The organism is Chondromyces crocatus, from assembly GCF_001189295.1.
GTDB lineage: Bacteria > Myxococcota_A > Polyangia > Polyangiales > Polyangiaceae > Chondromyces > Chondromyces crocatus.
The window spans coordinates 6,982,133-6,995,325 of sequence record NZ_CP012159.1 but is presented as its reverse complement, the minus strand read 5'-3'; the positions used below and the strand labels follow the sequence as shown (position 1 = coordinate 6,995,325).

Genomic DNA, 13,193 nt, shown 5'->3' with positions numbered 1-13,193 from the left:
GGCCAGCGGCCGGGTAGGAGCGCAGCACATGCCTCAGGTTGCAGCACACCACACGCCGGAGACCACGGGCGCGCTTCGCCACGACTGGACGGTCGAAGAAGCGGTCGCCCTGCACGAGCTCCCCCTGTTCGAGCTCATCGATCGCGCGCGCGCGGCGCATCGCCTGTATCACGGCGCGCATGAGGTGCAGCTCTGCACCCTCCTCAGCGTGAAGACCGGCGGCTGCCCGGAAGATTGCGCCTACTGTCCGCAGTCGAGCCGTCATGACAGCGATGTCGAGCCGGCGCGCATGCTCGACGTCGACGAGGTCCTCGCGGCGGCACGTCGCGCCAGGGACGCCGGCTCCACGCGGTTCTGCATGGGGGCCGCTTGGCGTGAGGTGAAGGAAGGACCTGCCTTCGATCGCGTTCTCGACATGGTGCGGGGCGTGAAAGCGCTCGGCCTCGAGGCGTGCTGCACGCTCGGCATGCTCACCGAGAACCAGGCCGCTCGTCTCAAGGAGGCAGGCCTCGACGCTTACAACCACAACCTCGATACCTCTCGGCGTGCCTACCGGTCGATCATCTCCACCCGCACGTACGATGAGCGTCTCACCACCCTCGACAACGTGCGTCGGGCGGGCATCACCGTCTGCTCCGGGGGCATCATCGGCATGGGCGAAACGATCGCCGACCGCTGCGCCATGCTCGTCGAGCTCGCGCGTCTCGATCCGCATCCCGAGAGCGTGCCGGTGAACGCTCTCGTTCGGGCTGCTGGCACTCCCCTGGAGAGCCTCCCTCCCGTCGATCCGCTCGCGCTGGTGCGCATGATCGCCGTCGCACGCATCCTGATGCCGAAGGCCATGGTCCGCCTCTCCGCGGGGCGCACCGAGATCGGTCGGGAGGCGCAGCTTCTCTGTCTCTATGCTGGTGCCAACTCCATCTTCTACGGCGACCGGCTGCTCACCACGCCGAACCCTGGCCCCGATACGGATCGTGCCCTCATCGACGACGCCGGCCTCACCCCCATGGCGCCGGCGCCTGCGGGCTGACCGCTCACGACGCCCCGCGTTTCCCTGAGCCTCCTGGGACCGCGGTCGCCCCTTCGCCGTTCCCCCCGAGCGTCGGCCCGCCCTGGACCGTGGCCGACGCGTCGACGTGCCCTCCGAGGGGGGCTTCGCTCGACCCGCCGAATGGGTTCCCGGTGTCCGCCATGATGTGCAGCCGTTGCGCCGGCAGAGCGAAGCGCGTCCCTGCGTCCTCCACCGCCTTCATGAACTCGAGCAGCACTTCCTGGCGCACCCCACGGAAGGAGCCGAAGTCGGGCACCTTGAACCAGGCCATCACCTCGATTTCCAGGCCCGCCACGCCGAACCCCTGGAACCTCACCACCACGTCGTCCGGCCAGATCTTCGGATGTCTCCTGAGCGCGGCTTCCATCTCGTTCATGACGGCCTGGAGCTGCGTCGACGTCGTCCCATAGACGACCGCGATGATGCACGTCAGGCGAAACCTGTCGCGTGCCGTGTACGACTCCACCCGCATGTCGGCGAGCTTGCCGTTGGGCATCGTCACGAGCGTCCGGTCCAGCGTCCTCACCCGCGTCGATCGCAGCCCGATCGCCTCCACCGTGCCCAGTACGGTGCCGTCGATCATCACGAAATCGCCGACCCTGAAGGGTCGATCGAGCCCGATAGAGATCGAGCCGAACAGGTTCTCCACCGTCTTCTGTGCGGCCAGGGCCAGCGCGACACCGCCGATCCCGAGGCCTGCGATCAGGCTCGCCACGGGGTAGCCGAGCTCCGAGAGCACCGCGATCACCCCGATGATCGCCACCATCACTTTCGCGATGCGTCCGGCCAGCGGCGCCAGCGATCGCGCTGAGGCGTTGTCGCGGGCCTGCCCCACCACGAGCAGGTGCTCCGTCGATGCATCGATCACCCGGAGCGCCGCCCAGAAGATCGCGATGAAGAATGCTGCGCTCAGCACCCGGTTGATGAAGTTCTCTGCTGGTCCGTAGAGCCCCAACCAGGAGGTCCCGACCGCCACCACCCCGATCGCCACCGAGAACGTCACCGGCCCGCGTGAACGCTCCAGGAGCTGATCATCGAGCTGGATCTCGGTGCGCGCCACCACGCGCCCGAACGTGAGCTGTGACAGGAAGCTCAGCAGCTTCCCGACCAGCCACCCCGTGAGGCACAGCAGCGGGAGCGCGAGCCACTGCCACCACAGAAGTTCCCGTGGTCCTGGCCTCAGCAGTGCCTCCGGCAAGATCTCTCGCAGCCAGCGATCGTCCAGCCGGCTGTACCAGGAGTCGACCCGCTCCACCGTCGCCCGCGAGAACACCCAGCGTGCGGTCGTGCCTTCGACCCGGCGCACCAGGCGCACCGTGTCCCCCTTGGGCGCGCCAGGAATCGTCCCCAGCTCCTCCACGCCCACGCCGTCCTTCGGATCACCCAGGGACAGGGGCGAGAGATCGCCGGGATCGATCCACAGGTTGCGATCGAGCACCGCCTTCAACCGCTGGGCGAGTTGCGGGCCGTTGCCCTTGGGGGGAACGTCGAGGTAGCGCGCCGCCTCGTCGAAGCGGCCCTCCCGCGCCAGCTTGAAGAACTCGCGCATCGACGCTCGTGGTGAGTCGGGCGCCTCCGGGATGGCCGGCTCTACCGGCGCAGGGGGCGTGGTGGCCGACCCGAAGGCGGGCTGTGAGGTCGATGCGGCGGCAGTGGATGGGATCTGCGCCGTCGCCTCGCTCACCCCCAGCGCGCTGGCGAGCGAGAGCACGGCCACCGAGGCGAACCGAAGCCCCAGGGGCAGCTTGCGCGCCTCGCGAGCCAAGGATCCTGATTGCATGATCGGCACCTATTCCACCCCGGAGCCGGCCTGTCGACAGCTCCGTGCGCAACTCCGGCCTCGACCGACGGACGGCTCCTGGCTTCACCCCACAGGCTACCCCAGGGGTGCGTCTCGATCCGCGTCGGGTCCCCGGGGGCGACCCCTCCGGATCAGCGCGTCCGTCCTTCTGCCAGCAGCGACACCAGCGTCGCCCCGTAGCGCTCCAGCCGCCGCGCGCCGAGGCCTCGCACCTGACATACTGCCTCTTCCCCGGGCACCCCCTGGACGGCCAGCGTCGCGAGATCCTGCACGCAGTGTCCCGGTAGCACCACCTGCTCGTCGACCCCTCGCCGTCGCGCCTCTTCGCGTCGCCACGCGCCGATCCGCGTCGTGAGCGCTCGTCGCTGCGTGGCCTGGGCTCGGAAGCGTGCCATCGCCTCGGCGTCCGACTCGTGTCGTGCAAACAGCGCCCGATCCTCCTCCGGCACGTCACCGTCCGCGATCCCCTCGGCGACGGCCCGCAGCCAGTCCGAGGACCAGAGCGCGGCTCGCCCTGTGAGGAGCGCTGGGACGCCACCGAGCGTCTCCAGTGACGAAGGCCGGCGTTGCGCCAGGGCGAGGAGCGCCTCGGACCCGACCACCTTGAAATTCGGCACGTCTTCCGATTCGGCCGCGGCCTCGCGCACCATCAGCGCGCGCCGCAGGATCGCTCGCCCTACCGGATCCAGGGCCTCCACCCCCTTCACCCGCGCGTATGACGGCCGTGAATCGCGCGGTGGCCGCTGCGCAGCCTCCAGCCGGTAGCCGCACTCCTCGGCCAGCTCGTCCGCGATCCCCAGCGTCTCCGCACGCTTCAGGAGACACGTATCCAGCGCCAGCAGGTGGATCACATCCCCTGCCAGGTAGCGGATCTGCGTCGGTCCCAGCGGCCTGAGCCCCCAGTCGTGGTGCTGTAACTGCTTATCGATGTGAATCCCCAGCTCGCTCGAGAGCAGTGACGCCAGCCCAGTCGCTTTCGCGCCCAGGAACAGCGCGGCCACTGACGTATCGCGCGCCCTGCTCAGAGGCACCCCTGCCTCGCACAGCATCCGCGCATCGAACGCCAGATCGTGCAGCACCTTCACGGGCCCCTCCGGCCCCAGCAGCGTCCCCAGCGCGGCGAGTGGCACGCGCAGCGCGTCCACGATGGCTGTGACGATCCCACCATCTTCCTCGAACGCGAGCTGCACCGTACAGAGCTGGCAGCGGTACGCGAACAACCCGTTCGCTTCCACGTCCACGGCCACCCGTGGCGCTCGCATCGCGCGCTCGACCACGGTGCGAACGCCGCCCTCGTCTTCGACGAGCAGCGGCGAGATCTCCAGCGGAATCCCCCCGTTCGTCGCCCCGCTCATCGCGTCCTGGCGCGCCGCCGTCGCGCCGTTCCGAGGAGCGCCAGCATACCCAGCGCAGCCACCAGGCCACCTCGCTCCGTCCTGCTGGAGCCTGCCGCGCTCACACTGCAACCCTCGTCGTCGGTCTCGACCACCAGCTGCTCTCCCTCGCACAGAGGTGAGAACCCACCCCGTGGCGTCGGGTCACAGCTCAGGATGGGTCCTGGTGGGTAAGCCACACAGATGGCCTCCTCGTCGTCTTTGCTCAGGTCACGCAGCGCGATCGAGCCTTGCGGGTATTGGGCCACCATCGTCGCCTCGACATCCGAAAACGAGTGAGACAGGCCCAGGAAGTGGCCGGTCTCGTGGGTCACGACGCTCAGGAGATCGTACTGTACGTCGTCGTCACCGGTGCTGAAGGTGTGGATGGCGGTGTTGATCTCCATGTCTGCGTCATAGATCCTCGCCGTCCCCACGCTGTACGTGACCAGCGTCAGCGCCAGCGTGTGTGCCGCGCCCGCGTGGGGCCAACCGTCATCTCGGAAGAGGATCGCGTTCGCGTTCCCCCGGCCCTTTCCCTGGTTGAACTCGTGCTCCGTGCAGCTCACGGCGCCCGCGTTGCTCACGTTCAGGCGAGGGTGCAACCCGTCACCACAGTCGGCGTTCATCCATGTGTCGAACGCGGTCTCGAAGATGTTCACTGCCTCTTCGTAGGAGACCTGCCGTGAAGCGTCCGCCTGGACCGAGAAGCCCATGCATGGTTCCGGCCAGGCGATCGGTGTTCCACAATCGTCGGGCATGGGCGGATCACACCGCGCTCCCGTGTAGTAATTCTCGACGTCGCCACACACGCTCGTCCTGCAGTAGGCCGAGGCGTCACGGGTCGACGCGAGCAAGGCCACGAGCGCACTGCCCAGCACCCACGCGCGCCTGAACTCAGCGCTTTTCATCGATCGCCCTCCGCACGCGCTGAATGGCCTGCACTGCGTCACCGAGCGTCTGCCCTACGAGCAGCTCACGTGCAGCGATCGAGGGGCCGGTACGCGCCAGCACCTTCCCCGTGTCCTGGCTCGGCGTGAGCCGTGCAGGCTGGTTCGGTGTTCTCTGCACGGGAAAGTGCCCCTGCGCCATGGCCGACACGACCATCGTCCCGCCGCTGATTTCGTGCAGGAACACCAGGGATTCGGCCCCTGGCGCGAGGGTCGCCTCACCCGACACCAGCTGCCCCACCCCGTCCACCACGCCACCCAGAGTCCGCACCCACAGCTCCTTGGCGGGCTTCCCCGTCACCAGCTGCCCCACCGTGAGCCGCGTGTACGTCACGATCCTGCGCTTGCCGCCCAGCTCCTCCCACTGGCTTCGTTGCTCGTGTGCCGTCGCCACCACCACGCAGGCGGAGCTCTCCACGAGCTCTTCGAGGGTGATGGCCACGGACACGGACGCTTCGGCGACGCCTGGCGACAGCGACGCAGGACCCATCCCGAGCGCCGCCGGCAGGGCGAGCGCGAGGGCAAGACCGAACGTTCGGAGGGACATCCCGGCAACATACCACGGCGCCGCGGGCCGCGACGCGCCCCTGGACCGCATGCCTCGACCCGACTAGCACACCCTCCAGAGGAGCCATCCATGACCGACGATACCCTGCGAATCGGCCGACACACCTTCAAGTCCCGCCTCTTCGTGGGGACGGGCAAATACAAGGACGTCGAGGAGACCCGCCTTGCGCTCGAGGCCTCGGGCGCCGAGGTCGTCACCGTCGCCGTCCGGCGTGTCAATCTCAAGGAGCGCGGCGAGGGATCCATGATGTCGCTGCTCGCCGCAGGTCGGTGGACGATCCTTCCCAATACTGCAGGCTGCTACACCGCCGAGGACGCACTTCGTACATGTCGCCTCGCGCGCGAGCTGCTCCAGAGCGATCTGGTCAAGCTCGAGGTCATCGGCGATGAACGCACCCTCTTTCCCGACAATGAGGCCACCCTGGAAGCCGCGCGCGTCCTGGTCAAGGAGGGCTTCACCGTGCTCCCCTATTGCATTGATGACCCCATCATGTGTCGCAAGCTCGAGGACATCGGTTGCGCCGCCGTCATGCCCCTCGCTGCGCCCATCGGCAGTGGTCTCGGCATCCGGAACCCCGCGAACCTCATGATCATCCGCGAGCACGCCAAGGTTCCCGTCATCGTCGATGCAGGTGTGGGGTCTGCCAGCGACGCCGCGGTCGCCATGGAACTCGGCTGCGACGGGGTGCTGATGAACACTGCGATCGCTGGCGCCCAGAAGCCGGTGATGATGGCCGAGGCCATGCGCGACGCCGTCCGGGCAGGCCGTCTCTCGTACCTCGCGGGCCGCATTCCTCGGAAGCTCTACGCCACAGCGTCATCCCCCCTCGACGGCAGGATCGGCACGCCTGGTTGACTGCGGAAACGCCACCGAACCCTCATTATCTCCCCAGGGTCACTGGATCGACGGGCCCTGGTCGACTGCGCCCCGGTCTGCCAGTCTTGTAGCCCATATGACCATCCCGCTCTCCGTCCTCGATCTTTTCCCGGTCGGTGAAGGAACCTCGCCTCGCCAGGCCATCCAGGACTCTCTCGAGGTAGCGCGTCGCGTCGATGCGCTCGGATACGAGCGCATCTGGGTCGCCGAGCACCACAACATGCCGAACATCGCGAGCGCCGCACCCGAGGTGCTCATCGGCCACATCGCCGGCATCACCCAGCGCATCCGCGTCGGCTCGGGGGGCATCATGATCCCGAACCACACCCCCCTGCGCGTGGTGGAGATCTTCCGCACCCTCGAAGCCCTCTACCCTGGCCGCATCGATCTCGGCCTTGGTCGCGCCCCTGGCACCGATCCCGTGACGGCCTCTGCCCTTCGCCGCAGCAACGTGGAGGTCAACCAGGAACTGGCCGAGCTGCTGGCCTTCGCGAACGGCACTTTTCCCGTCGGTCACCCCTTCCGGAACATCACCGCCATGCCGTCGGATGTTCCCCTTCCGCCCATCTGGATGCTGGGCTCCACCGACGCTGGCGCCCGCATCGCGGCCACGCTCGGCGTCGGCTACGCCTTCGCGGGGCACTTCAACATGGCCGAGGCCCGCAATGCGATTGCGCTCTACCGCGCTCGGTTCAGCCCCAAGGTCCTCGACGCGCCGAGGGTCATCCTCGCCGTCACCGTCATCTGCGCCGAGACCGACGAGCGCGCCACGCAGCTCGCCGCGCCCCACCGCGTCGCCGTGGCCCGCCTCAGTCGTGGCCTACCCGCGGCGATTCCATCCGTCGAAGAAGCTCTGGCCTACCGCTTCACCCCTGAGGAACAGCTCGTGGTCGACCGGTTCGCGCACGGCGCCGTCGTTGGCAGTCCGGAGCGCGTTCGCGAAGGCCTCTCCCGCCTCGTCGAGGAGACCGGAGCCGACGAACTCATGGTCTCCACCATGATCCCGCTCCTCGATGAGCGCATCGGCTCCTACGAGCGCGTCGCCCGGCTCTTCGAGCTGGAGGGGGCTGCATGATCAAGCAGCGGGCTCTCCGCTCCGAGGCTTCGCGCTCCAGGCCAGGCCGGTGACGGCCATCGCCCCTCAGTCCCGCGCCGCGGCCGGGTTCACCCGGGCACCTCGGCCCAGCCGTCACCGATCGGTGGCGCCTCGTCTCCGGCGAGCGACAGCCGCATGATCACCACGTCGACCCAGCGCCCGTGCTTGAATCCGGCTGCAGGAAGGAGCCCTGTGGACTCGAACCCGCAGGTAGCGTGCAGGCCGATCGACGCCGCGTTCCCGCTGTCCCCGATGAGCGCCAGGATCTGCCGCAGCCCTCGCGCGCGCGACCGTTCTATCAGCGCCTCCAGCAACGTGCGCCCCACCCCTCTGCCCACCCACGCTGGCGCCACGTAGACGCTATCTTCCACGGCGTAGCGGTACGCCGTCCGCAGGCGGAAAGGCCCCACGTACCCGAACCCCACCACCGCTCCCTCGGCTTCCACCACCAGCCAGGGCAACCCGCGCGCCTGCACCGCTGCGACCCGCTGCCCCATCTCGGCCGCGTCGGGCGCGACTTCTTCGAACGTCCCGAGGCCGCGCTCCACGTGGTGCCCGTAGATCGCCGAAATCGCTGGAAGATCCCCGTCGACCGCCTCTCGCAGGTTCACCCCTACGCTCCTATCGCTTCGGCGCAGGGGCGGCGAGGGCATTCCTCGACCTGCCCCGTGGTGCGTTCGCGGCGCGCTCCTCGCTTGGCCGCCGGCGTCAAAACCAGCACCGCCGCCTCAAGCTTGCTTGATCAGCTCCACCTCGATCGTGATCGTGATCTCGTCCCCGACCATCAGACCGCCGGCTTCCAGCACCGTGTTCCATCCCATCCCGAAGTCCGACCGCTTGATCTTCGTCTTCGCGGTCGCCCCGATACGCCGGTTGCCCCAGGGATCGCCGTGCTCCGCGGTCAGCTCCTCCACGGATAGCGTCACCTCCCTTGTCGTCCCATGGATGGTCAGGTCACCCACCAGGGATCCGCTATCCCCCTTCGTCGCGAACCCCTTCGACGCGAAGGTGATCGTCGGGTACTGCGCTGCGTCGAAGAAATCGGCGCTCCGGAGATGCTCGTCCCGTTTCTCCTCATTCGTGTTGATCGAGGCCACCTCGATGCTGGCCGACACCTTCGCCGTCGCCGGGTGCTGGGGGTCGTACACCACCTCGCCCGAGACCCCCTTGAACGTCCCGTGCACGTTCGAGATCATCAGGTGCCGCACCTTGAACGAGATGGTCGAGTGGGATGCATCGATCACCCACCGCGCCGCCTGCGTGGCCGACTTCGAACCCTCGATCGCCGTGGACTCTGCGCTCGTCGTTGTCATGCAGGGAGATATGCGCCGTCCCCTCCCGACCGACTAGACTGCACCTGGTGAACGGAATGTTCGCAGGATTCGAACGATGGATCTGAACCGCATCGCCATCTTCGTGCGCGTCGTCGACGAGCGCGGCTTCACCGCGGCTGCGAGGGCCCTCGGCCTCCCCAAATCCTCCGTCAGTCGTGCCGTCTCCCTCCTGGAGGAAGACCTGAAGGTCCGCCTGCTCCAGCGTAGCGCCCGCAACATCTCCCTCACCGACGCCGGCGCCACGTTCTACGAGCGCGCCTCGCGTGGCCTCGGCGTCATGCAGGAAGCGATCGCCGTCGCCTCCGACGCCGAAGCGGCCCTCCGAGGCACCATCCGCATCACTGCGCCCGTCGATCTGGGGGTGTGGATGCTCGCCCCGGCGGTCACCCGCTTCGTCCGCCGGCACCCTGATGTCCACGTCGACGTCACCCTCACCAGCCGCATGGTGGATCTCGTCGAGGAGGGCATCGATCTCGCCGTCCGCGCCGGGACGCTCCGTGACAGCGCCCTCATCGCCCGTCGCGTCGGTCAGGCCGAGTCGGCGATCTTCGCGTCACCCCGCTACCTGGCCCGCCACGGCACGCCTTCCCGCGTGGAGGAACTCTCCCAGCACCGCTGTATCCTCTTCCGGCCCACCCGTGGCCGCGCGACCTGGGTGCTCGTCGGGCCCTCAGGTGAAGAAAGCATCGAGCTCGGCGCCTTCCTTGGCGCGGACGACCTCTCGTTCGTCCGCCGCACCATCCTCGCTGGCGCCGGCGTAGGCCTCTTCCCCGCCTTCATGTGCCGGCGGGAGGTCGAGCGCGGTCGGCTCGTCCGGGTCCTCCCCGACCACCACGTTCCCGGCGCTCCCGTCCACCTCGTCTACCCGACGGCGCGTCATCTCCCCCACCGTGTCGCCGTGCTCCGCGACTACCTCGTCGAGCGTCTGGGTCGTCTGCTCCGTCCACAAACCTTCGCCGGCTCCCCTCCTGCCGCAGCTCCTCCCACCTGACGATGCGAGCGCGTCGACCCCTGTGCGCTGAACGGTCCCGGACTCGCGTGAGCATTCAGTGGACCCTCGGGGTCGCTCGCAGCCCTGTGTGGACGTACTGCCGCCCGTCGTCGAGCTGGTAGAACACCACCGCCTTCCAGCCATCCTCGTGGGGTAGCTGCGTCGCGAAGACGCCCTGCCGAGGAGCCACTGGCCGGAGCGGCAAGGCATGCACTGGCTGTGGTGCCAGCGACGCGACGGGTCCTGTGGTGATCACCCGCAGCACGCCCTCCGTGTCGTCCTTCGCCTCCACCTCCAGGCGCAGACCGAGTCGCTCGTACACCCCCACGAGAGACGCCCACGACTTCTCGCCCAGCGCACCCCGTACGTCGCCCGCGCTGCGCGCTGCTGGCGCGAGCGGCGCAGGGACCTCCAGATCGGCAAGCTCCGCCAGGAGCACGCGCAGGACCTCCCGGTGGAGGAGCCCAGCGTGCCCCCCGTTGGTCAGCAGCGCGATGGCCAGCCCACGATCCGGCACGATGTGGAGGAACGCGAACTGCCCCGCGCCACTCCCCGGATGCGCCAGCACGCGCCGACCACACCACGTCGCGAGCGCCATCCCCAGCCCCCAGTGGCTGCCGACACTCCACGGCTCGGGCACAGCCACGTGCGCCGAGTCGAGGGTGTCGATGGTGTGCTTCGACAGCAGCCGCGTTCCATCTGCCGTGACCCCGTGTTCGAGATGGAGGCGGGCGAAGGCGAGCAGCTCGGTCGCCGTCGTGCAGATGGCCCCTGCCGGCCCGAGTGTGCGAGGAACCTCCCAGCGAGGCACTTCCTGCCATGCCATGGCAGCCTTCCTCTCAGGCCCCGGTCCGTCCGATGGGGGCACCTCGCGGAGCGTATGTCCTCTGGCGACACCGAGGCGCAGCGCGTCGTGCGCCGAGGTCACGGTTCGTCGTAAGCGGAGCGGCGAGAACAGAAGGTCCCGCATCGCCTCGTCCCACACCTTGCCGGTCAGCACCTCCAGGAGACGCCCTGCCAGGATGTAGCCAGTGTTGCAGTAGGACATCGTCTCTCCTGGCGCATGCTGCGGCCAGAGCGCGCCGCACCGGGAGGCGTAGCGGGCGAGCACCCCGTCGTCCTCGCCCAGATCGAGCAGGTAGTCGCCAGGCAGGCCGCTCGTGTGGCTCAGCAGGTGGCGCAGATTCACGCCCATCAGCGCGGGCGCCGAGGCCACCTCGGGATCGCCCAGCAGACCCGCCACCGGCGCGTTCAGGTCGAGCTTCTCCGCATCGACGAGGCGCATCAGCGCCGCAGCCGTCCACGGCTTGGTCGCGGACCCCAGCTGAAACAGCGTCTCGGGCGTCACCGCCTCAAGCGTCCCCACGCTTCGAACACCCGCTACGGCGCAGTACACCGCGCTCCCCACCAGGACTGCCAGAGAGGCCCCGGGCACCTGGTGAGCCTGCGTCGCTTCACCGAACCACGCTTGGAGCTGCTCATCAAGCATGCTCACTCCTCTTCACTTCTTCCAGAGCTGCATCGCGACTGCGTAGCTCTCCGAGCTGCTTCGACGTCTCGCCCTCCTGGCGGCGTCTCTTTCAGCAAGGCCCCTTCGGCGCGGCCGTGGACGAGAGCAGGGCGGCAAAAGCCCGCCGCTGCACCTCCTGTTGCACCGCCTGGGTCAGCTCCGGATCGGTGAATATCTGCGTGCAAAGTTCGCAGAAGCTACCGTAGCGATCGCGGAGCTTCGCTCCGAGGCCCGCCTCTCTGAGGAACGAAGCGAAATGGGCCGGGCCTGCATGCACCAGCGTGCGGAGCATGAAGTTCGGCCGCAGCGAGGACATCATGTCCTGGAGGCTTCCCTCGTGGATGCTCCCGAGGGAGAGGGACGGGCAGAGTTCTCCCCCGTTGCAGCAAGGGTACACGCGGCCATCGGGGGCCACGACCACATTGAGGGCGTGCGCGCAGGAGCCCTCCGGCAAACCCGGCTTTCGCCACAGATCGTTCTCGGGGATCAATGCCGCGCGACCGATGGCTGCAGCGGGCATGGTGGCCACGGTGACGCCGCACTGCTCCTCGGGAGCGAGGTGGGTGACCACGTGTCCCGCGTTCTGACGCCGGGTGGTGCACACGCGCAGAACGATCTGCACACCGAGCTGCTTTCCCGCGCGGATCATGTTCGTGACCACCCCGGGCGCGATGTAGTCCTGGTGCATCGCATCGGCGCTCAGCTCGATGGTGCGTACCCCGACCGAGGCCAGCTCGCCCACCTTCCGGAGCGCGCGGTCGAGCGTACCGGCCCAGAAGCCATTGGTGGTGATGGCATTGCTGAAGCCTCTGGCATCGGCGTGCGCGAGCATCTGCATGAGCTCGTGCCAGTAGATCGTCGCCTCGCCGCCGGCAAAGTGGCAGTTCTTTGCGAGGTTCGGGAGCTGCGTGGCCTCGTCGATGACACGCCGCACATCATCCACCGACAGGCGCTCTCTGGAAGCGTCGGGCCCGCAGCTCGTGTAGCAGTGATCACAGCGGGCGTTGCAGAAGTAGGTCGTCTCGAAGACCAGCGAACGGAAAGAGAGCGGGTGCGACGGTGACTCTTCGGTCCGCTGCCCCGTGGGCTCGCGGATCGCGTTGGACGTCGAGGCGTCTTGCGGGAGGTCGAGCAGCGCTCCAGCGCAGCCTCTCATGTAGGACGAGAGGCTCTCCCCGCGGCGCGTCGAGAGCATGCAGCCGCGGTTGATCAGACCGGCCTCGAGCAGCGCCGACGGGAGCACCGCACCATCCGGGAGCACGAAGAGCACCTGGAGCATGGCGTTCGACACCCGATCGACCATGCGCAAGAGGCGCTTGATCTCGCGCATGTCGAGCCGCGCGTGGTGGCTGACGTCGAGCGTCCACAGCACCGCGTAGGGCCCACGGGTGGAGAGCGCGGAGAGCGCCGGCTCGAGCACCTCGAGCGGCTCACTCAGCGCCCCGCAGGTCATCAGGATGGGCAAAGCGCCCTCCTCGGCCGCCGTAGTGACGAGTGATGGCAGGAGGTCGAGCGCAGCGAACGCCTCCGTGCCCAGGTAGACGACGGGAGACCGGCTGGCCGCTGCGCGCACCGCAGCGATGGCGTCCTCGGCAGACATCGCCTCACCCCCAGGACAATCGGGGCACCCGGGAGAGCAGCGA

At 68.4% G+C, this 13,193-nt stretch carries 12 protein-coding genes; 4 read left to right on the top strand and 8 right to left on the bottom strand.

Annotated features, from left to right (window positions below):
• Positions 1-28 precede the first annotated feature (28 nt).
• Positions 29-1,030 carry a biotin synthase BioB gene (bioB, locus tag CMC5_RS25550; RefSeq protein WP_050432866.1) on the top strand — a complete coding sequence of 334 codons (1,002 nt, stop codon included), beginning with the start codon at positions 29-31 and terminating at the stop codon, positions 1,028-1,030.
• Between the two features lie 4 nt (positions 1,031-1,034).
• Here the strand turns inward: bioB and CMC5_RS25545 are convergent, their stop codons facing one another.
• From CMC5_RS25545 to CMC5_RS25530, 4 genes are all read right to left on the bottom strand, one after another.
• Positions 1,035-2,831, bottom strand: coding sequence for a mechanosensitive ion channel family protein (locus tag CMC5_RS25545; protein ID WP_082362786.1), 1,797 nt, complete (start codon positions 2,829-2,831; stop codon positions 1,035-1,037).
• 152 nt (positions 2,832-2,983) lie between these two features.
• Positions 2,984-4,207: a ribonuclease D gene (locus CMC5_RS25540; RefSeq protein WP_245677749.1), complete on the bottom strand. Its 1,224-nt coding sequence runs from the start codon at positions 4,205-4,207 to the stop codon at positions 2,984-2,986.
• On the bottom strand, positions 4,204-5,136 hold the full coding sequence (locus tag CMC5_RS25535; RefSeq protein ID WP_082362785.1) for a matrixin family metalloprotease: 933 nt from the start codon (positions 5,134-5,136) through the stop codon (positions 4,204-4,206). Before CMC5_RS25535 ends, CMC5_RS25540 begins: the two co-directional genes overlap by 4 nt.
• Complete coding sequence (locus CMC5_RS25530; RefSeq protein WP_050432864.1) at positions 5,123-5,722, bottom strand: hypothetical protein; 600 nt, start codon at positions 5,720-5,722, stop codon at positions 5,123-5,125. The genes CMC5_RS25535 and CMC5_RS25530 overlap by 14 nt, the downstream gene beginning before the upstream one ends.
• A 90-nt stretch (positions 5,723-5,812) precedes the next feature.
• Between CMC5_RS25530 and CMC5_RS25525 the strand changes: the two genes are divergently transcribed.
• Both CMC5_RS25525 and CMC5_RS25520 read left to right on the top strand, forming a co-directional pair.
• Positions 5,813-6,598 carry a thiazole synthase gene (locus tag CMC5_RS25525; protein ID WP_050432863.1) on the top strand — a complete coding sequence of 262 codons (786 nt, stop codon included), beginning with the start codon at positions 5,813-5,815 and terminating at the stop codon, positions 6,596-6,598.
• 97 nt (positions 6,599-6,695) lie between these two features.
• Positions 6,696-7,694, top strand: coding sequence for an LLM class flavin-dependent oxidoreductase (locus CMC5_RS25520; RefSeq protein ID WP_050432862.1), 999 nt, complete (start codon positions 6,696-6,698; stop codon positions 7,692-7,694).
• Between the two features lie 89 nt (positions 7,695-7,783).
• Here the strand turns inward: CMC5_RS25520 and CMC5_RS25515 are convergent, their stop codons facing one another.
• Positions 7,784-8,368 (bottom strand): GNAT family N-acetyltransferase, encoded by a 585-nt coding sequence (locus CMC5_RS25515; RefSeq protein ID WP_050432861.1) that lies wholly within the window; start codon positions 8,366-8,368, stop codon positions 7,784-7,786.
• Positions 8,369-8,443: 75 nt separating this feature from the next.
• The gene (locus CMC5_RS25510) at positions 8,444-9,028 is read right to left on the bottom strand and encodes a YceI family protein (protein ID WP_050432860.1); all 585 of its coding nucleotides are present in this window, start codon (positions 9,026-9,028) and stop codon (positions 8,444-8,446) included.
• Between the two features lie 76 nt (positions 9,029-9,104).
• Between CMC5_RS25510 and CMC5_RS25505 the strand changes: the two genes are divergently transcribed.
• A complete protein-coding gene (locus CMC5_RS25505) occupies positions 9,105-10,040 on the top strand; it encodes a LysR family transcriptional regulator (protein ID WP_050432859.1) in 936 nt (311 codons plus the stop codon).
• 55 nt (positions 10,041-10,095) lie between these two features.
• Here CMC5_RS25505 and CMC5_RS25500 read toward each other — a convergent pair whose 3' ends face one another.
• Complete coding sequence (locus CMC5_RS25500; protein WP_063796646.1) at positions 10,096-11,529, bottom strand: serine hydrolase domain-containing protein; 1,434 nt, start codon at positions 11,527-11,529, stop codon at positions 10,096-10,098.
• 91 nt (positions 11,530-11,620) lie between these two features.
• On the bottom strand, positions 11,621-13,150 hold the full coding sequence (locus CMC5_RS25495) for a radical SAM/SPASM domain-containing protein (protein ID WP_050432857.1): 1,530 nt from the start codon (positions 13,148-13,150) through the stop codon (positions 11,621-11,623).
• Positions 13,151-13,193 lie beyond the last annotated feature (43 nt).